The sequence below is a fragment of the Granulibacter bethesdensis genome (assembly GCF_001889545.1).
GTDB classification, from domain to species: domain Bacteria; phylum Pseudomonadota; class Alphaproteobacteria; order Acetobacterales; family Acetobacteraceae; genus Granulibacter; species Granulibacter bethesdensis_B.
The window spans coordinates 1,065,457-1,084,036 of record NZ_CP018194.1; the positions used below are offsets into that span (position 1 = coordinate 1,065,457).

At 61.8% G+C, this 18,580-nt stretch carries 22 protein-coding genes and 2 tRNA genes; 7 read left to right on the forward strand and 17 right to left on the reverse strand.

Annotation, left to right across the window (positions count from 1 at the left end):
• Nucleotides 1-37 precede the first annotated feature (37 nt).
• From GbCGDNIH8_RS04720 to GbCGDNIH8_RS04740, 5 genes are all read right to left on the reverse strand, one after another.
• On the reverse strand, nucleotides 38-745 hold the full coding sequence (locus tag GbCGDNIH8_RS04720) for a CHAP domain-containing protein (RefSeq protein ID WP_253736115.1): 708 nt from the start codon (nucleotides 743-745) through the stop codon (nucleotides 38-40).
• Nucleotides 746-1,108: 363 nt separating this feature from the next.
• Nucleotides 1,109-1,465 carry a RidA family protein gene (locus GbCGDNIH8_RS04725; protein WP_072573644.1) on the reverse strand — a complete coding sequence of 119 codons (357 nt, stop codon included), beginning with the start codon at nucleotides 1,463-1,465 and terminating at the stop codon, nucleotides 1,109-1,111.
• Nucleotides 1,466-1,539: 74 nt separating this feature from the next.
• Complete coding sequence (locus GbCGDNIH8_RS04730) at nucleotides 1,540-1,908, reverse strand: hypothetical protein (RefSeq protein ID WP_072572289.1); 369 nt, start codon at nucleotides 1,906-1,908, stop codon at nucleotides 1,540-1,542.
• Nucleotides 1,909-2,014: 106 nt separating this feature from the next.
• Nucleotides 2,015-2,500 carry a hypothetical protein gene (locus tag GbCGDNIH8_RS04735; RefSeq protein WP_072572290.1) on the reverse strand — a complete coding sequence of 162 codons (486 nt, stop codon included), beginning with the start codon at nucleotides 2,498-2,500 and terminating at the stop codon, nucleotides 2,015-2,017.
• A gap of 17 nt (nucleotides 2,501-2,517) precedes the next feature.
• A complete protein-coding gene (locus GbCGDNIH8_RS04740) occupies nucleotides 2,518-3,051 on the reverse strand; it encodes a DUF192 domain-containing protein (RefSeq protein WP_072572291.1) in 534 nt (177 codons plus the stop codon).
• A gap of 30 nt (nucleotides 3,052-3,081) precedes the next feature.
• Between GbCGDNIH8_RS04740 and GbCGDNIH8_RS12805 the strand changes: the two genes are divergently transcribed.
• The 6 genes from GbCGDNIH8_RS12805 (at nucleotide 3,082) to GbCGDNIH8_RS04765 (ending at nucleotide 6,497) form a co-directional block, all read left to right on the forward strand.
• Nucleotides 3,082-3,249 carry a hypothetical protein gene (locus GbCGDNIH8_RS12805; RefSeq protein WP_157692547.1) on the forward strand — a complete coding sequence of 56 codons (168 nt, stop codon included), beginning with the start codon at nucleotides 3,082-3,084 and terminating at the stop codon, nucleotides 3,247-3,249.
• Nucleotides 3,250-3,260: 11 nt separating this feature from the next.
• The gene (locus GbCGDNIH8_RS04745; protein ID WP_072572292.1) at nucleotides 3,261-4,244 is read left to right on the forward strand and encodes an XdhC family protein; all 984 of its coding nucleotides are present in this window, start codon (nucleotides 3,261-3,263) and stop codon (nucleotides 4,242-4,244) included.
• Complete coding sequence (locus GbCGDNIH8_RS04750) at nucleotides 4,241-5,887, forward strand: NTP transferase domain-containing protein (RefSeq protein WP_072572293.1); 1,647 nt, start codon at nucleotides 4,241-4,243, stop codon at nucleotides 5,885-5,887. The genes GbCGDNIH8_RS04745 and GbCGDNIH8_RS04750 overlap by 4 nt, the downstream gene beginning before the upstream one ends.
• An 81-nt stretch (nucleotides 5,888-5,968) precedes the next feature.
• Nucleotides 5,969-6,042, forward strand: a tRNA-Pro gene (locus tag GbCGDNIH8_RS04755).
• Complete coding sequence (locus GbCGDNIH8_RS04760; RefSeq protein WP_072572294.1) at nucleotides 6,018-6,386, forward strand: ETC complex I subunit; 369 nt, start codon at nucleotides 6,018-6,020, stop codon at nucleotides 6,384-6,386. Before GbCGDNIH8_RS04755 ends, GbCGDNIH8_RS04760 begins: the two co-directional genes overlap by 25 nt.
• 34 nt (nucleotides 6,387-6,420) lie before the next feature.
• A tRNA-Arg gene (locus GbCGDNIH8_RS04765) sits at nucleotides 6,421-6,497 on the forward strand.
• On the opposite strand, the gene GbCGDNIH8_RS13295 is transcribed toward GbCGDNIH8_RS04765, so the two are convergent.
• The 7 genes from GbCGDNIH8_RS13295 to GbCGDNIH8_RS04805 form a co-directional block, all read right to left on the reverse strand.
• Nucleotides 6,456-7,529: a recombinase family protein gene (locus GbCGDNIH8_RS13295; RefSeq protein ID WP_367593396.1), complete on the reverse strand. Its 1,074-nt coding sequence runs from the start codon at nucleotides 7,527-7,529 to the stop codon at nucleotides 6,456-6,458. The genes GbCGDNIH8_RS04765 and GbCGDNIH8_RS13295 overlap by 42 nt on opposite strands.
• A gap of 275 nt (nucleotides 7,530-7,804) precedes the next feature.
• A complete protein-coding gene (locus GbCGDNIH8_RS13105; protein WP_081368841.1) occupies nucleotides 7,805-8,320 on the reverse strand; it encodes a pyridoxal-dependent decarboxylase in 516 nt (171 codons plus the stop codon).
• Nucleotides 8,321-8,650 carry a hypothetical protein gene (locus GbCGDNIH8_RS13110; RefSeq protein WP_072572296.1) on the reverse strand — a complete coding sequence of 110 codons (330 nt, stop codon included), beginning with the start codon at nucleotides 8,648-8,650 and terminating at the stop codon, nucleotides 8,321-8,323.
• Between the two features lie 299 nt (nucleotides 8,651-8,949).
• On the reverse strand, nucleotides 8,950-9,621 hold the full coding sequence (locus GbCGDNIH8_RS04790; RefSeq protein ID WP_072572297.1) for a GNAT family N-acetyltransferase: 672 nt from the start codon (nucleotides 9,619-9,621) through the stop codon (nucleotides 8,950-8,952).
• 161 nt (nucleotides 9,622-9,782) lie between these two features.
• Nucleotides 9,783-10,982 (reverse strand): MFS transporter, encoded by a 1,200-nt coding sequence (locus GbCGDNIH8_RS04795; protein WP_072572298.1) that lies wholly within the window; start codon nucleotides 10,980-10,982, stop codon nucleotides 9,783-9,785.
• Between the two features lie 138 nt (nucleotides 10,983-11,120).
• Nucleotides 11,121-12,506, reverse strand: coding sequence for an NAD-dependent succinate-semialdehyde dehydrogenase (locus GbCGDNIH8_RS04800; RefSeq protein ID WP_072572299.1), 1,386 nt, complete (start codon nucleotides 12,504-12,506; stop codon nucleotides 11,121-11,123).
• 58 nt (nucleotides 12,507-12,564) lie between these two features.
• Nucleotides 12,565-12,822 (reverse strand): Atu4866 domain-containing protein, encoded by a 258-nt coding sequence (locus GbCGDNIH8_RS04805; protein WP_072572300.1) that lies wholly within the window; start codon nucleotides 12,820-12,822, stop codon nucleotides 12,565-12,567.
• 105 nt (nucleotides 12,823-12,927) lie between these two features.
• On the opposite strand from GbCGDNIH8_RS04805, the gene GbCGDNIH8_RS04810 reads away from it, so the two are divergent.
• On the forward strand, nucleotides 12,928-13,821 hold the full coding sequence (locus GbCGDNIH8_RS04810) for a LysR family transcriptional regulator (RefSeq protein ID WP_072572301.1): 894 nt from the start codon (nucleotides 12,928-12,930) through the stop codon (nucleotides 13,819-13,821).
• A 193-nt stretch (nucleotides 13,822-14,014) separates the two neighbouring features.
• On the opposite strand, the gene GbCGDNIH8_RS04815 is transcribed toward GbCGDNIH8_RS04810, so the two are convergent.
• From GbCGDNIH8_RS04815 to GbCGDNIH8_RS04835, 5 genes are all read right to left on the reverse strand, one after another.
• Entirely contained in the window at nucleotides 14,015-14,404 is a 390-nt protein-coding gene (locus GbCGDNIH8_RS04815) for a tautomerase family protein (RefSeq protein WP_072572302.1), read from the reverse strand.
• The gene (locus tag GbCGDNIH8_RS04820; RefSeq protein WP_081368842.1) at nucleotides 14,328-15,476 is read right to left on the reverse strand and encodes an NAD(P)H-dependent flavin oxidoreductase; all 1,149 of its coding nucleotides are present in this window, start codon (nucleotides 15,474-15,476) and stop codon (nucleotides 14,328-14,330) included. Before GbCGDNIH8_RS04820 ends, GbCGDNIH8_RS04815 begins: the two co-directional genes overlap by 77 nt.
• A gap of 10 nt (nucleotides 15,477-15,486) precedes the next feature.
• Nucleotides 15,487-16,044 carry an NO-inducible flavohemoprotein gene (locus GbCGDNIH8_RS04825; protein WP_216634486.1) on the reverse strand — a complete coding sequence of 186 codons (558 nt, stop codon included), beginning with the start codon at nucleotides 16,042-16,044 and terminating at the stop codon, nucleotides 15,487-15,489.
• Nucleotides 16,045-16,351: 307 nt separating this feature from the next.
• On the reverse strand, nucleotides 16,352-17,782 hold the full coding sequence (locus GbCGDNIH8_RS04830) for an IS1182 family transposase (RefSeq protein ID WP_072572303.1): 1,431 nt from the start codon (nucleotides 17,780-17,782) through the stop codon (nucleotides 16,352-16,354).
• 70 nt (nucleotides 17,783-17,852) lie between these two features.
• Nucleotides 17,853-18,572, reverse strand: a complete 720-nt coding sequence (locus tag GbCGDNIH8_RS04835) for an FMN-dependent NADH-azoreductase (RefSeq protein ID WP_253736117.1) — start codon at nucleotides 18,570-18,572, stop codon at nucleotides 17,853-17,855.
• Nucleotides 18,573-18,580: the final 8 nt, after the last annotated feature.

Consider the following 18,580-nt stretch of genomic DNA (forward strand, 5'->3'; position numbering starts at 1 on the left):
GACGGCAGCGCCAGTTTTTGGCGGTGTCGGGAATAATTTAGCGCAGATTATGATTGATCGAATCGGTTGCGAGATCGGCACCGAAATTCATGGAACCCGCCACCTGATCAGCAGTTATCTGTCTGCCAACGGAGAGATCAATGCCCCGCTTGCGGGAGGAGGAGGGAGCCTGAGCAACTTCCTGATAAACTGGCTGGTCAGAGCCACCGACCACGGCTGCAACACGACCGCGGGCAGGAGACAGATTACGCGGAGGCGGATTCATGTCGGGAATGGAGGCCGAGGCCATCCTTGTGACTGATCCAGGCTGTCCCTCTGGACGATCGTAAATAAAGCCGTAGGTGGGATAGACGCTGCCATACGTGTCCGAATGACCCAGAGCCACACGAACCGAGGTCCAGTCATTGTTTGGTGATACGTCGACGACGGAGATGCCTTTGCTGACCCCTCCACGGGCACCGGGACCGCGCCAGTTGGCATGGTCAATCAGAACTTCGCGGCTGTTGATCACTTGCTCAACGACGGCGACATGGCCGAGACGCATATGACCGTTGGCGCGGAAATTGAGGATGCTGCCGGGTTCCGGGGTGTTTCCTCTGGCATAGACGCCTTCAGCGGCATCCCACCAGTTTGCAGCATTCCCCTTGAGTTCAATCCCTGAGACGGAGCGGGCGTAGGGAACGCATTGAAGGGCGGAAAAAGTTCGGTGACGGGAGGCGTATTGCAGACTGTGTTTTATATGCAACGATGCATGGTGATTATGTGACACCCCTGCTTGCCGACCCGCAACATGTTTGCTACGTGCCTCAGCGGTGCCGGTCATAAGTGGAAGGGACAGCGCGATCGCTGTTCCATAACCCAAGACCTTTTTGCCGGTTGCCCATGCCAGCATATGCTACCCCCGTTCACCCCATTACCTATTCAATGGGTTAGCAACAGAGATGCGTCGCTGACAACCCTGTAAATCACTAAAGATGACAATCTTCTTCATGAATCCTCCATTCGGCGGTCATGATCAGACTGCAGGGGGGATATAATTGTCATGAAACGAAAAAAGGCAGGCCTGACACATATTTCAGGCCTGCCTTTCCTGTGAATTTTCGACTCGTTACCGGCAGGCTGTGACCATCACCTCGACCAGACCTTTGGGGTCTACCAGTTCGGCCTGCACACAGGCGCGTACCGGGGGGTGACCACCATGACGGGCGATCCATTCCTCCCACACGGCATTGAAGCCTGGACGGTCAGCGAGGTTTTTCAGCCACACCTGAGCCTGAAGCAGTCTGGTGGCATCGGTGCCGTGCTGTTCCAGCAGGGCGTCGATGCGGTCCAGAACCTGGCGTGTCTGACCTGTAATGTCCTGAGTGCTGTCTTCCGCGACAACGCCCTGAAGATAAACGAAACCGTGATATTCAACAGCGGCGGAGAGAATGCTGTTCGGCTCCGTGCGAATGATTTTGCTCATGGCGATGTTTCCTTGGATCAAACTGAAAGTCGCGCGGTCAGGCGCGGCATGGGCCGCGTCCCGACCCTGGCGGTTCACATGGAATTGGACTGCATGTTGGTGCTGGGCAGAAGGCTGCCGACAGGTTGCTGACCACTGCCGCCATTGCGGCGGATGCAGTTGATGACATTCCGGTTATGGCCGTAGCTGTCGGACAGTCCGGACGTGATGACGCCAGGCGCACCGATCCCGGCATAGGGAGCATCCATGACGCCGCCATGATAACGATCGGCGCTGTAGACCGCATCGGGGTTCTGGGCTGTAAAGATTTCATCGGCCTGTTTGGCGCAGGCCGCCGCCACCTGGTTTTGCCTGGCATCCATCTTCGCGGCGCAACCGCTGATCATCAGCCCGCCTGCAGCAAGCAGGATCAGGCGTTTCAGCGCGGGCGGCTTTGCGGTCATGTGTTCGTCTCCTGTTTCCCTGACGCGGACGTATGACCGCTGCCGCGGCGTTGTAAACCGGGTCATGGCTGCTGTCTCGGCCAAACTCCCGATGACAGGAGTGCGGTCAGAAAGTAGGTAGCGCCGCCAGCCTTGACTGGAACAGGGGGGCATCAAAGCCGGCAGTGTCGTTTAATGTCTCGGTGGCAGCCAGATGCAGCAGGCTCGGGTGCAGGTTGACCTCACCTTTTTGAATCGAGAAATAGGGCCGCAGAGCCGGAGCACGGCTCATCAGGTCGATCAGGGCAAGCAGGCGGACCAGCAGGGACATCCCCCGTGTGGTATCCAGCCCGGTGGTTGCGTCGATTGCGGAGGCCCAGCACCGGGCATCACCATCGGTCAGGGCCATTTCCACTGGCCTGTCATCTGTCCCGGCAAAGCGGAAAAGCCGGGGAGGCCCCCAATGCTGAGCAGCTGCCGCATCGCGTGCCGCGTCCCAGGCATTGGCCAGATCGCGCACTGGAACCGGAGGCAGGGAAGGAGGCGTGCGGTCGGTCGCGTAATAATGTGTGCCCGACTTATCTTCCCGAACGTGGATGCGGCGATCTTTCATCCTGCATACACCAGGTTTCAGTCCGTTTTTTTGGCAGGAGCACGGGCGGGAGCAGACGCTGCTTCGGCCATTGAGGCAATGGCCGGGGTGGTGATCCTGTCACCGACACGGATGTCGTTTTTCTCGGTCGTTCCGGCAGCCAGTTCCAGTGTCGCACGCACCGGGCCGTTGCTGTCGATCACCGACAGGCTGCGGGGAACCGTATTCTCGGCAATGGCGCGGATCGTGCCATCCTCGTTGATGAACACCATATCAAGGGGAACCAGCGTATTGCGCATCCACATCTGGCTGTTCCGTGGCGCGTTCCAGTCGAACAGCATGCCGCCATCTGCCGGGACTGATTTGCGCCACATCAGACCGATGGTCTGCTGATCCATCGTCCGGGCGACCTCGACCTGAAACAGCAGGGACCGTCCATCATGCGTATGCACGATGAGAGGCTCCCGCTTTATCTCCTGCTGCGGCTTTGTATCATCCAGAGCATGAGCTTGAGGAGCAAAGATAATCAGCGGGCTGGCAGCCAGCACACTGAGCAGGAAACGACGCTTCACGATCCGGGTTCTCCGATAACGGCATAATCTGTGACGGTTCTATTCTGTCAGACGTTTCACGCCAATCTCCTTAGCCCCGGAATTGTCATTCTGGTGGTCATGGGGCTGGTGGTCATGGGGCTGCTGGTCATGGGGCGGATATTGCGGCTCCGTGAGGGCGGGGCCATCTCTCTGGCCACGGAAGCGGTGCAGCACTGAAAAGAGGGTAGATGCATAACGAAGATGAACTGCACGTCATCAGAACGGCTCTGGAGTGGATGGAGGGTGGTGCTGACGTGGCATTGGCCACTGTAATACACAGCTGGGGCAGCTCACCGAGGCCGCCAGGAAGCCTGATGGCGGTGGCGGATGACGGTCGTATCGCAGGCTCTGTCAGTGGCGGCTGTGTTGAAGCTGCGGTGATGGAAGAGGCCATGGCCGCATTGGCAACCGGCTGCCTGCGGGTCGTGGAATATGGCGTCACACAGGAGAGGGCATGGGAAGTGGGACTGGCCTGCGGTGGTAAGGTCCGGATTCTGGTGGAGCCTGTGCAACGGAACTACATGCCTCTGCTTCATGGCATTCGTGAGGCGTGTGCACCGGGGGGCAAGGGAATTGGTCTGATCCGGTCTCTGAAGACGGGAGGGTGGGCTCTGTCCCCCCTGGACTGGCAGGCTGGATCGTCTGTCCTGTTGGAGGAGCAGCAATTGACCCAGTCATTTCATCCCCCGGCACGTATTCTGATGGTTGGGGCAGTGCATGTTGCGCAGACCTTGTCGGGGCTGGCGACGAAAGCCGGTTTTGCCTGCACGGTCATTGACCCGCGCGCGGCCTTGCTGACGGCGGAGCGGTTTCCTGATGCCAGGCTGTGTGTGGGATGGCCGGATGAAATGATAAAGGAGTTGAAACCCGATATTCGCACGGCCGTGATCGTTCTCAGCCATGATCCCAAACTGGATGATCCCGCGCTGCTGGCGGCTTTACACACGCAGGCATTTTATATCGGCGCGCTGGGATCAGCACGCACGCATGCGGCACGATTGGCCCGATTGCGGGATCAGGGAGTGAGTGAATCCGCGCTGGGCAGGGTTCGTGGACCTGCCGGACTGCAATTGGGTGGCCGGGGGGTTACCGATATTGCCCTCTCCATTCTGGCTGAAATTTCGGCTGTCCGTCATGGGGCGGCGCTGGCGATACGGCAGGATGCGGCATGAAATTCGGACGTTTGCCTCCGTTGGAGGCAACCGGCGCGGTGTTGGCGCATACGCATCGCCTGCCGGATGCGGTATTACGGAAAGGCACCGTACTGACGCGGGATCATATTGCTCTGCTGTGCCGCCATGGTGTGTCAGAGATTGTCTGCGCGCGGCTGGAAGTCGGCGATATTCCAGAGAATGAGGTTGCTTGCCGTCTTGGTGTGCTGCTGGAAGGGAATGGTCTGAAAGCGGGCAGGGCAGCGACCGGCCGCGTCAATCTGCGTGCAACCGCATATGGTCTGATCGATATTGAGCCGACTTTGATCAACCGGCTCAACCGCCTGCATCCCGGTATGACAGTTGCGACTGTGCCAGAGCGTCATGTGCTGCGACCGCGGGATATTGCCGCTACCATCAAGATCATCCCTTTTGCTGTACCGGACGTTGCCTTGCGGCAGGCGGAAACCCTTCTGCAAGGCAGATGGCCATTACAGCTCCATCCGTTCCGGATGCGCCGGGTTGGCCTGATCTTGACGACCATGCCCGGCACGCCGGAGACATTTTACAGTCTGGTAGAGACCGCAACCGTGCACAGGATTGAAAGCCTCGGGGGATGCCTGCTGCCGCCCGTGCATGTGCCGCATGAAGAAGCGGAGATTGCCCGCGCTGTAGGGCGGCTGACTGATGAAGAAGCGGTTGATGTGCTGCTCGTGGCTGGTGCTTCTGCGGTGGTGGATCGTGAGGATGTTGTCCCTGCTGCGGTGGTGTTGGCGGGCGGGGAGGTGGTGCATTTCGGGATGCCGGTTGATCCCGGTAATCTGCTGTGTCTGTGCCGGATCGGGTCAATGCCGGTGGTGGTCATGCCCGGTTGCGCCCGCAAACGGGATATGAACGGGGTGGATCATATCCTGCATCGGATTTTTGCCGGTCTCGAAACTGGCCCGGAGCATATCATGGCTATGGGTGTCGGTGGCCTGGTGGGGACAGCCTCGTCCATCCCTGATCTGGATGAGGTAACCCCGGAAGAGCATCATCCCATGCGGATGTCTTCTGCTGTCACCCCCCGGATTGCAGTGGTCATTCTGGCAGCTGGTTTATCGCGAAGGATGGGCAGTCGGCATAAACTGTTGCAGCCCGGACCGGATGGCAGAGCCATGATTACCCATGTCATCGATCAGGCGCTGCAAAGCCGGGCTTCGGAGGTCGTTGTCGTGCTCGGCGATCATGCGGAGGAGATGCGGTCCGCTTTGGCGACCCGCGATCTGACAATCGTGGAGGCTGCCGATTACGCGCAGGGTCTGTCCGCCAGTTTGCGGGCCGGAATAGCTGCGATTGAGGAATCGGCGGATGCAGTTCTGGTCTGTCTTGGCGATATGCCTTTCGTGTCGCATGGGGTGATGGACCGGCTGATGGCGGCTTTCGATCCTGTCCATGCCCCGATCGTGGCACCGGTGTGGGAAGGACAACGTGGTAATCCGGTCCTGTGGAGTGCCAGATTTTACAGAGAGTTAAGGGCTTTGAGCGGTGACCGGGGCGCTGCCTCCCTGCTGGATCGCTGGCAGCATAGGCTTTGCGGCGTTCCCATGGAGGATGGAGCCTGTCTGATCGACATCGACACGCCGGATGATCTGGTCAACTGGACGGTATCAGCAGCCACATGATGCTATAAGCCTTGCGTTATTGCGCGGCTGACAATACGGTCCGCCCCGACCGGACATTGTTCATGACGGCCATGGAATCAGCGGGGCGTGGCGCAGCCTGGTAGCGCGCCTGTTTTGGGTACAGGAGGTCGTGGGTTCGAGTCCCGCCGCCCCGATTCTGGATCATGGCACTGGGAATGAGGAATCGACGCCAATGCGCGCGCGTATCTATCAGACTCCGAAATCCGCCATGCAGTCTGGCCGCGCCCGGAGCCATGTGTGGATGCTGGTCTACACCCCGGAGCAGAAGCGCACGCCCGACGCCCTGATGGGCTGGATTGGGGGTACCGAAACCCAGACTCAGGTGCGTCTGCGCTTTCCTACGCGGGATGCAGCCATTGCCTATGCCGATGCCAACGGTATCGACTATGAGGTTGAAACCGCGCATGGCCGTAAGGTCAGGCCGAAGCAGTACTCGGATAATTTCAGGTTCGGGCGCATTTATAACTGGACTCACTGAGTATCCGTGGGCATCCCGTTTCCGCTCCGTCTGCGCGCCCTTAGCTCAGTTGGATAGAGCACTCGCCTTCTAAGCGAGGGGTCGCTGGTTCGAATCCAGCAGGGCGCGCCATTTCCGTTCAGCTTTGGGCACTGCGGCTCCGGGTGTCTGGGACGCCATGATGGCCCGTTCCAGCATCGCGTTGCGCCCTGTGATCCGCACCTCGCGGTCGCCAACCTCGACGCGGTCGACGAGCAAGTGGATGTATTCCTTGCGCGTCCTGCCGTCCGACTCGTCCAGCTTGCGGCGAAGCAGATCGCCGAACCTGGCGATGATCGAAGGCGTGATCCGCCGATCGCCGGCATCGAGTTGCCGTTCGAGGACGGCGATGTCGGCCTGCGTGCTGGCTTTTTGCGCACGGATGTTGCCCAGTTCACTGGCGACTTGCGGATCGTCCGGGCTCAGCGTCTCGTTCCGGACCAGCTTGATCACGCGGGCGCTCTCGCCATCGAGCTTGGTCAGTCGCGCGCGGAGCCGCTTCAGTTCGGCCGCGCGCTCGGCGACGGCGGTGGCCGACCGGTCCAGCCACGTCTGGAGGAGCGCGGTCAGCCGTTCCGGCTGAACGAGATGGCGGGTCACGGCGCCGACAACCAAATCGTCCAGCTGCCCCATTGGGACGCGGCGTCCCGTACACGCATCCGGCCCGCGCTTGATCCGCGCCGAGCAGCCGTAATAGCGATACCGACCGGATTTGCCGGTGCTGGTCATCATCCCGGCGCCGCAGCCGTCTCCGCCGCAACCGCAGACGGCGCGGTTGGTCAGCAGATTCGTATTCGTCTTCGCGGCCGCTTCGCCCATTCGCGGGTCGCGATCAGCCATCTGCTGGCGAACCGCGTAGAACGTCTCTTCATCAATGACTGGCGGCACCGGGATCGGTACCCACTCGCCGTCCGGCCGCGTCTCACCGGTGCGCGAGTCCTGACGGTTGTAGATCACATAGCCGATGTGGGCGGTATTGGTCAGGATGTTGTGCAGCGTCCCGTTGCTGAACCGCTTGCCCCTTATGCGGTAGCCACGTTTGTTCAGATGTTGAGCCAAGGCCGTGACGCCGATCGGGCCATCGGCCGTGCCCTCAAGGTACGTCTTGAAGATGTAGCGGACCATGTCGACCGTCTCGGGATCGTGCTCCAGCTTCTTGCGATCCTTGCCGCGCGCCTGCGACACGGCGTAGGTGCGAAAGCCGATCGGCGGCGTCTGGCCATTCCAGAAGCCGTTGACGGCGTTGGCCACATCGCTACCAGCTCGGCCCCGTCCAGTGCGCCGATGCCGCGGGCCAACGCGACGGCATGGCGACAGCAACCGTCGATCAGCGCCGCCGGCCCGTCGCGACCCAATTCGCGCAGCGCGGCATAAACGGCGTATCCCCGAGCACGGCGGGTTCAGTCGGGCGTCCAGTCGATCGCGTCACGCGCGTCGCCGCCGGGCACGAGATAGTGCGCGGTGAGCGTCATGGCGGCGCGATGCGCGGTGCGGTCGCGAACGATCGCGATGCCGTTGTCTTGCGGCGTATTCAGCCATTTGTGGGCGTCCGTGGCCCAGCTATCGGCAAGCTCCACGCCTTCGACCAGGTGTCGATGCTCGCGGCTCGCGCGCGCCCATAGGCCGAACGCGCCGTCGATATGGACCCATGCGCTGGCCGCCCGCGCGATCGGGATCAACTCGCCGAACGGGTCGCACGCGCCGACATTGAGGTCGCCGGCATCGAGGATGACGATCGTCGGGCCGCTTCCGGCGAAAAGGGCGTCCGCCAGCGCATCAGCGCCAAGGCGGCCGTCATTGCCCGTTGCCAGTGGGGTGAGCGACCGCGTGCCAAGCCCGAGGAGACGCAGCGCACGTTCGATCGAGCCGTGCCGCTGCTCGGTCGCCAGAACGCGGATGGCTGGCGCGCCGATCAGTCAGTCCCGCTCCACATCCCAGCCAACGCTGGCAAGGACCGCGTTCCGGGCGGCGGCCAGACAGGTCACATGGGCAAGCTGGCATCCTGTGGTGAACGCGAAGGAGGCGTCGCGTGGCAGGTCGAGCACGTCCTTTACCCATTCGCCAGCAATCTCTTCCGTGACGGCCGCGGCGGAACCGCAGGCATACATCGTGGCGTTCACGTCCCACGTGGACGCAAGCCAGTCGGCCGCGAGTGCCGAAGGTAACGCGCCACCGATCACCCAGGCGAAGAAGCGTCCGCTGGCCGAGCCGAGTTGTCCCCCCCGCCGTCGCTGCCACCAGTTCATCTATGACGGTTTCCGCCAGCGTACCGGATGCGCCCAGCTCGACGTTCAGCCGGCGACGCAGCTCGTCGTCGCGACCGGGCGACTGTCCAGCCCTTCCAGATACTCCGCGGCGTGCCGACAGGCGCATGTCAGGATGGCGGCTTCAAGGCTCATGGCGTTCCTCTTCGTGACCCGGTGTGATCTTGCCACGGTCGAAGATCGCTGGCCTCCCGCATCTTGTGGTCGAACTCGCGAGAACCGGACCTGCTAGGCCAGCTGCTTTCTCGAAACACCATCCTAGTGGGAAAGCGCCGCCTTGCTCAGATGCTCAGCGACAAGCGCTTGAGAGCACCGCCTTCTGCGTCGAAATTGCTATCATCCAGCCACGCCTCGAACAGTGCGCGTTGTGCCGGCCATTCGGGTTCAACGATCGAGAACCAGGCCGTATCGCGCCGGCGTCCCTTCACGATGCCGTCACCGCGCCACATTCCTTCATAGGTGAAGCCAAATCGGCGTGCAGCGCGCATGGATGCTGCGTTCAGCGCATTGCAGCGCCAGACAACCCGATGATAACCGAGCGCGAACGCGTGCCGCATCATCAGGAAAATGGCTTCTGTGGCAGCACGGGTGCGTTGAAGCCGAGGCGATAGCCAGATGCTTCCGATCTCGATCGCAGCGTCGGCAGGTGAGATATCGCAGAACGACGCCCACCCTTCGGCCTTGCCGCTGGATGCCGGAATGACAACGAAAAAGGGCTGCTGTTCGAGGCCAGTGATCCGCGTGACGTGCGCGGCCATGTCGTCCTTGGTCGGGAATGGCCCATACTTCAAATAAGCCCACGACACGTCCGCCGCTTGCGCCGCCTCCCACAGATCATCGACATGGCGGGCAGACAGTGGTTCAAGCGTAACGGCTTTGCCGGCGTGATGCTCGAACGCCGGCAGAGGGCGGATGGCTTCGGGAACGATCGGGCCGAGCGGAACAGCAGTCATGCCACTTCATGGCCGGGCAGCATGGTCGTAGCAACACGTTGCCAGATGAGTCGTGTGCGTCCGTTCCCATTTCTCGATCCCAAACGAGACGGCCGATGCCGTCTCGCTGGCCGTTCCCGCTCAAGGTGGTTTAGCCAATTCAAGTTCGACGGGGAGCAACCTCACGGCATTGCCTTGATCCGCACGGATGAGCGGCGCGACGATCTCTCGTGGTACAGAGTGATCATGAAGGCCGCCAACGACCAGGTGCAAAGCGCCAACGCCGCCCCCCGCCATCCGCCAGCTTGCCACCCTATTGCGCCGGAAGCGGTTCCGATGGCACCCCCGACGAAGAAGACGATCATGAATGCGGCGTTGATCCGGCTGTGAGCCTTCTCATCAAGCCCGTAGAGCTGTGCGAGGTTGTTGACCTGCGTACCCTGGACACCGACGTCGATAACGAAGGTCGCAACGATCAACGCGGCGATCGAGCTTGGTAGCAAGGCGGCGACCAAGCATCCGACAAAAAGCAATCCTGTCGTGAGCAACTGCGCTCGCTGAGGACTGCTTCTGTCGGCCTGTCGGCCGAACCACGGCGCGGCGAGTGCACCGCCAATCGCGACGATGCCGAACAGTCCGATGCGGTCGCTGTCGAACCGAAAGGCAGGCCCGCTCAGCTGGAAGGTAAGGATCGTCCAGAAGCAGCAGAACGCCGCGAAAGCGAGACCGCCAATGAGGGACAGACGGCGTAGTTCGGGGAACCGTGCCAGTTGGCGGCCTGTCGAAAAGAGCAGCGACGCATATCCGTCACGATGCCCGCCGCGCTGCGATGGAAGCGTAAGTTGGACCAAGATCGCGGTGGCGATCGCCGCTATGCCGGACATCGCATAGACGAGGCGCCAGCCGATCCAGTCTGCGATGAGGCCGCTGACGATCCGCGAACTCAGGATGCCGATCAGCGTCCCGGTGAAGACCAGCCCGACGACCTTTCCGCGCTCGTTCGGCGCGGCGAGTGAGGCCGCCATCGGTACAACAACCTGGACCGCGGCCGTGCAGACGCCGATCAGCAGGCTGATGAGCCCCGCAGTCCAGACGTCCCGGGTCGCGGTCATGGCGATCAGGACGGCGCCCAGAGTGAGCTCCAACACCACGATGAGCCGTTTGCGGTCGAGCATGTCGCCCAGCGGCACGACGGCGAGGATGCCGAGCGCCATACTCCATTGGCTGAGTGCGGGGAGGAAGCCCACGCCGGCGGCCGAGGCTCCGAATGATGTGCCGATCTGGGTGAGAATAGGCTGCGCATAGTAGATGTTCGCGATCGTGGTGCCGGTGGTCACCGCCATGACCAGCAGTTGCGCGCGGGAGAGTGAGGTCGTGGCCATGAGCTACCATGGTCGTGCAGCCGCATGCCCAGGCTGCACGGACGTGGCCGAAGGCATCGACTTGAGTTTGGAAAGAGGTGGGCGCCTTCGGCCCCCAGCGGGGGAGAGGAATGGTCGGAGGACCGAAGGCGCTGTTCGTCAGGCCTTGCGCGTGAGGCCGGCCATCAGGACGTACTTGACCTCGACGTATTCCTCGATCCCGTAGTAGCTGCCTTCCCGGCCGTAGCCGGAGTGCTTCATGCCACCGAACGGCACCGACGCTGTACCAACCGAGCCCGAGTTGAGGATAACCATGCCGGACTCAATCTCCTGTGACAGGCGGAAAGCCCGACCGAGGTCACGGGTAAAGGCGTAGGCGACCAACCCGTACTCGGAGTTGTTTGCCCGCGCGATCACCTCCTCCTCGGTGTGGAAGCGATAGATCGGCATGACCGGGCCGAAAATCTCAGTCTGAGCCACCGCCGCATCGTCGCCGATGTCGGCCAAGATCGTAGGCTCGTAGAACAGGCCGCCGAGCTTGTGCTGCTTGCCACCGAGAACGACACGGGCGCCGTGGCTGCGAGCGTCGTCGATCAGCGACGCGACCTTGTCAAAGCCGGCTTGGTTGATCAGCGGGCCGACCACGAAGTCTTCGCGCATGCCGTCGCCGACCTCGATCTTGGCCACCCGCTCTGCGAATGCCTCAACGAACCGATCATAGATCGAGTCATGCACGTAAAAGCGGTTCGGCGAGATACAGACCTGACCCGAGTTGCGCAGCTTCGCGGCGACAGCGCCGGCCACGGCCTCATCGAAATCGGCATCGTCGAAGACGATGAAGGGCGCGTTGCCGCCCAGCTCGAGCGTCATCTTGGTGAGCGTTGCCCCGCTGGCGCTCGCCAGCAGCTTGCCCACCCCGGTCGATCCTGTGAACGAGATTTTACGGATGCGTTCATCGCCGGTGAACTGCTCGCCAATTTCCTTCGGATTGCCAGTGACCATCTCGAATACGCCTTCGGGAATGCCGGCCTTCCGGGCATATTCGAGGAGCTTGTAGGCAGTGAGCGGCGTCACTTCGGACGGCTTGATGATCATGGTGCAGCCGGCCGCGAGTGCCGTGGCGATCTTGCGGCAAATCATCATGAACGGGAAATTCCACGGCGTGATTGCCGCAGTCGGTCCTACCGCCTGCTTAATGACCAGCACGGACGCACCAGCAGCGTGGGTCGGGATGGTATCGCCATAGACGCGCTTGGCTTCCTCGGCGTACCACTCGATGAAACCCAGACCGTAGTCGATCTCGCCCATGGCTTCGGAGATGCACTTGCCATTCTCCTGCACCATTACCTCGGCGAATGCGCGCTTGTCCGCCCGGACGAGTTCGAACCAGGCGCGAAGCAGTTCGCTGCGCTCTTTGGCCAGCCGGCGCGACCATGCCGGGAACGCATCGCAGGTGCGGTTGATGGCTGCCTTGACCTCATCCAAGGACATTTCGGGAGCTTCGCCGACGATCGAACCGTTAGCCGGATTATAGACGGTGATCATGATATGCCTCTTTCTGGTTTGTCATGGATGGAAAAGATTTTTTGAATTTCGAAGACGATCAGCTCGTGATTGTCTCTCGGAAAAACTTCATGCCAACGTGATGAAGAACACCGTCGATGAATTCACCATCGGCTTCAAACCCGGTGTCATCCCAATAGTTGATATGTGCACCATCAACTTCATAGCGCCCTTGGTAAGCACTCTTTTGGTTGCCTCTGGCCTCGTCGTATCGCCCATTCGGAAGGAGTTCTTGGCGAATATAGCCATCCGCCGTCACCCACATGCCGACGACTGACCCTATTGGTGAGGATGCCATTGATCGTCTCCGCTTTAACCTTGCAGAGGTTCGGATAGGCCTGCCAGCGTAACATATCCAATATATCGACTATCAAACGTGATATGTTTTAGGTATCGCTCCGGCATGGATCTACGTCACTTTCGATACTTTTTGGCCGTTGCCGAAGAGCTGAATTTTCGCCGTGCAGCTGAGCGTCTGAACATGGCTCAGCCGCCGCTTAGCTCTCAGATCCATGACCTTGAGCGTGAGATTGGCGTCTCGTTGTTTCGGCGAGTGCCAAAAGGCGCAGAGTTGACGGAGGCTGGTGTCGCTTTCCTTGCCGAAGTGCCCGCTGTGTTCGAGCAGGTCGAGCGCGCCGTAGGTATGGCTCAGCGTGGGGGCCGTGGCGAAGTCGGACGGCTCAGGGTCGGCTACACCGGATCGACCACCTTCAATGAGATCGTGCCGGAATCGCTTCGTAAGTTTCGTCGCGCATTCCCTGACGTCGAGCTCGCGCTGGACGAGCTGAATAGCGTCGTCCTGATCGACCGTCTTCTTCATCAGCGGCTCGATGCGGCATTCATCCGTCCGGGCAAGGAACCTCCCGCGAACGTCAACGTCCTGCCGCTTCCTTCCGAAAGCATGATGGTCGCCGTGTCGAGCGAGCATCGGCTTGCGGGTCGCTACGCCGTCGAGCTCAGCGAACTCGAAGGTGAGCCGATGGTCCTGTTCTCACGGGCGCTGGGATCGGCTTTTTACGACGAGATCATCCAAAGCTGCCGGGAGGCCGGCTTCGAGCCTAGGATCGAGCAGGTTGCTCCTCAGATACTCTCGATTGCCAATCTCGTGGCCGCAGAGATCGGTGTATCGATCGTCCCGGAACGTGTGGCTGCTGCGGCGGTGGCAGGCGTGTCCTATCTGCCGATCAAGGGCATAGCTCCAGTCGCGCGGATCGCCCTGGCGACGCGGATCGACGATCGAAGTGTGATCACCAAAAACTTCAGGACCCTCGTTCAACAGACCGTGAGGCGCGCTTGAGGAGAAGCCGCAAAATAAAAGATCGAAACGACTGATCGGCATCGCATTGTGTGCGAATAACCGGCAGCGGTTATATTCGCCTTCGACGCTGTTGTTGTGGTTTTGGGAAGCCATGCGCTTCCCAAAACGTGATACCCGCGCGGCTGTCTTGCTGGCCGTTCATTTCCGGGAAGGTGTTACCGCGCCTTTTTGCTTACAGGTCGCCGGTTACAAATTGCGCTTTACCGAAACCAAAGCTCCAGTCGGCGTCGCTGTTCTCGATCACGGAGAACATGACATCCTGCGGCGGCACGCCGCAGCGTTCGGCAAGGCCGCGCGTCACGAGCTGGTAGAATGCCTGCTTCATCTCCTGCGACCGCGGGCGCGTCGTCATGTGGATCAGGACGCGCTGTTCGGTGCGTTCGAAGCCCAGCCCGGTATCTTCCATAACAAGGTGTGACGACACATGCTCGGTAACGATCTGGTAGCGATCACGAACCGGCACCTGGAACGCCTCGACCATCGCTTCATGGATGACCTGCTGCAATTCGGCGACGTCCTCCGGGCGACGGCCCTCCACGATGTGGATGTTGAGCAGCGGCATCAGTAACCTTCTGATTGCGGACGGCGTTCAGCTCGCCCTTGAGTGTTTCGATGAGAGTGGCGGCAGGCATTGCGCGGCTAAGTGGCGCGCCTTGCCCCGCCCATTGCGCCCCGAAGCCGTGTTCGCCGCGCGCCTTGGCGGCTGCATGCAGAGCTTTGCCGGCGTCGTAGGCGATGGGATAGTCGGGCGGCAGACGGCCTGCGAGCTGCTCAGCCAGAGCCGTGAAGCGGTTTGCGATCGCCCGGGCCGGTCGACCCGAAATCAGCGGTGTCAGCGTCGTGTGATAGCCTCCGGGACCGGTCAGCGCGTCGCGATAGGCATCATCGGCAGCGGATTCAGGACAGGCCACGAAGGCTGTACCCAGTTGTGCTGCGACCGCACCGAGATCGAGGGCGGCTGCGATACCCGCACCATCCATGATCCCGCCAGCAGCGACGACCGGTATCGACGTCTCGCGGACCAGCAGGCGGGTCAGTGCCATCGTACCCAGACCATCGTCGGGCTTCGTTGGATCGAACACGCCCCGATGCCCGCCTGCTTCGATACCCTGCGCTACGATCCCGTCGATCCCGGCTGCCTCGATCGCCCGAGCCTCTTCGAGGCTGGTCGCAGTCGCCAGCATATAGATGCCGCGTACACGTAGAGCCGACAGGGCGTCGGCAGATGGCAGGCCGAAATGAAAGCTGACGACGGGAGGCTGTAACGCCAGCAACGTCTCCAGCATGTCAGCGTCGTTGGCAAAGCTCTGGTAGATCGTGCGCAGCGCCTTAGGCGGCTCCGCCTCGAACTCCGCAAACAACGGTGCCAGCCATTCCAGCCATGCCCGTTCTCGCTCGGGATCGGCTGTGGCGTTGCCATGGACGAACAGGTTGACGTTAAAGGCGCCATCGGAATGAGCGATGCGCGCCCGCGTCTCCTCGATCATGGCGCGGGCGCCCTTGGCGTCGGTTGCACCGACGCCGATCGATCCTAGGCCGCCGGCGTTGGTAACGGCCGCCGCCAGTGTCGGCGTCGAGACACCTGCCATTGGTGCCTGGACGATCGGCAGCGTCATATTGAGCCTATTGAGCATGTCCGCCTCCTTATGCCGCCAACGCTTCGTCCATCGGGCCGAACATCTCGTAGTGGACTTGCTCGGTCGGCACGCCCGCGGCGATCAGGCCGGGGACAAAGGAACGCAGGAACGGGCGAGGCCCGCATAGATAGAAGTCAGCGGCCTCAAACGGAGTGTTGGCCTTGAGCCAATCGATCGTGATGAAACCGGCCTCAGCGTCGTCTGCCTCGTCACGGCGTTCATAGAAGGTGTGGACCTTGGTCCCACCGTGGATCCCGGCCAACTCGCGAATATGAGCATCAAGGACGTGGCTTTCGCGGCTTGCAGTGCCGTGGACATACCAAACGCGCGCGGTCGGATGCGCCTCGGCGATCATCTCCATCATGCTGACCATCGGCGTCAACCCAACGCCGCCTGACAGCAACACGATCGGGCGCTCTGGCACGTCGGCAAGGAAGAAATCGCCGGCGGGCGGGGTGCAATCCACGCATACGCCTGGGAATGCTTCGTCATACAGGAAGGCGGATGCGCCCCCGTCCGCCTGCCGCTTCACCGTGATGCGGTAATGATCGCCTTGGGGCCGCACGAGATCGAGAAGTTGCGCTTTAGACCCATCGGTCCGGCCGCATCGAAGTTGAACGTCAGATACTGACCGGGACGATGGCGCAGTACAGGGCGGCCATCGGCTGGTTTGAGGATGAAGGAGGCGATGCCCTCGCTTTCCTGAATGCGCTCGAGACCGTCCGAAAACTCGCTGGTGGTGGGAGTTGCAGGGGTTCCTGTTGGCGAACTGGCGCAAGGACCGAGATTTTGCCTCTATGTGCACCGTGCGGCCGGGATATGCATCCAACCCGCTGTCCAGGACATGACGATGGCGTGTTCAGCGATGTGGCTCACACCTGGACCGCCCGGATCAGTCCCGGCATGCCGATAAGGGTGATAGCGCGCCTGAGATTGTAGGCGAGCGCCGTCAGACTGAACTCGGCGCGGACCTTGTCCAGCCCGCGCATGAGGAACGCGCCCTGGTTCATCCACTGCTTGATCGAGCCGAACGGATGTTCGACCGTGGATTTGCGGATGGTGAGGATGCCGGACCGTTCCGCGAGGCGTGCCGCCATGCGCTCGATGACCGCCTCGTGCTCGCCGCGATTGACGCGCCGCCAGCGCCCCTTGGTGCAACGTGCCTTGATCTGGCAGCCGGCACACGCGGTAGGGCTGGAATACTGGACCGACAGATGCCCGCGCGTCACCGAGGCGTAGCGCGTGTCCAGCACCTGTCCGCCGGGGCAGTGATAGACGTCGGCCTCGGGATCGTAGCGGAACCGCTCCTTGGGGAAGAGGCCGTTGCCGACCGCGGTGCCCCGGTGCGGGCGGGGAATGTACGGCGTGATGCCGGCCGCCTCACACGCGACGATATCGTCGCCCGCGTGATACCCCATGTCGGCCACCGCATCGATCCGCTCGACCCCGAGTGTCTCCATCGCCGCACCGGCGGTGGGCGCCAGCAGGCCCATGTCGTTGCAGGCATTGGTGACGTGCTGTTCGACGATCAGGCTGTGTTTCGCATCGACCGCCACCTGGGCATTGTAGCCGACCGTGACTTTCGAATGCGCGACCATGAGGCGCGCGTCGGGATCGGTGAGCGAGATCTGCCCTTCGCCGCTGTCCTGCAACTGGCCCAGCAGCGCTGCACTAGCCTGGCGCTGCTCACGCAGCCGGGCGATCTTGGTCGCCAGCGCATCGCCGCGACCGATGCCGGCACCATCCTCGCCACGGTCGATCTCGTCCAACTCGGTCAGATAGCGCTCCAGTCGCGCATCGGTCGATGCCAGATACGCGGCCAGTCGCTCGCGGCTGAAGTTGCGCGCCCGACTGTTCACCGCCTTCAGCCGCGTGCCGTCCACCGCCAGCAACTCGCGCCCGAACAGGTCGAGCTTGCGGCACAGCAGGACGAAGGCGCGGAACACCGCCTTGAACGCAGCCCGGTTTTCGCGACGGAAGTCGGCGATGGTCCGGAAGTCCGGACGCACCCCGCGCAGCAGCCAGATCAGTTCGAGATTGCGGCCCGCCTCCACCGCCAGACGCCGGCTCGACCGCACCCGGTTGAAATAGCCGTACAGGTACAGCTTGAGCATATCGGCTGGATCGTACCCGGGCCGCCCCGTCGCCTTCGGTCGCGACCGCACGAAGCCGGCACGGCCCAGATCAAGATCATCGACGAACGCGTCGATGAACCGTACCGGATTGTCCGCTGCCACATAGTCCTCGACCGACGCTGGCAGCAACAGCGCCTGGTCACGAGCATGACCCTCAATGTACGCCATGCATGCAGATTACACCGCCCGGATGCGCTCGGGAATCAGGATTGCGTTTTCGGACGGTCTCTGTTCCCGATCAGGAATAGCTCAGGGCCAGTTCGTCGACCAATTCATCCGTCGCCTGTTCGGCCGTTGCGATCGAAGCTGCCAGCCTTTCGTCGGCGAACTCGTCATATTCAATCGCAATGGCGTGGCTGTCGGTCAGCCCGATATAGCCGAGCGGAACCTGCAAGCTCGACTCCACGAGGTTCATCGCCGCCAGGCGCCCACCCGGATCATAGCCGTAATCCCCGCGCGCAGACAGGATGACAAGCCGCTTGCCGGGCGGCAGCATCGGCCAATATGGCTCGCCATCGCGCGACCGATCGAACCCGAAGGTCACGCCGACCCGGACGATATTGTCGATCCAGGCTTTCAACTGCGATGGCAGGCCAAAATTGTACATCGGGGCGCCGATCACCAGCAAATCGGCCGCGAGCAGTTCGGCCACCAGTTGGTCGCTCTCCGCAAGCCGCGCCGACTGCGTGGGGGAGCGACATTCGCGCGCGGTGAAGCTGGCGTCGATCCAGTCCGCGTCGACCGGTGTGGGCGGTATCTGCGCAACATCGCGACGGATAACCACGTCACCCGGCCTTTTGGAGATCCAGCGCGCGACGAAGCGGTGCGAGAGGCGTCGGCTGTGCGATCCTCGTGCGTCGCGACCGGAACGTCCGAACCGGGCGCTGGAATCGATGTGCAGCAGGCGCAACGGGTGAGAGGTGGATTGGGGCATGACGGCATCGTCCTCATCTGTCATGCAGCGTG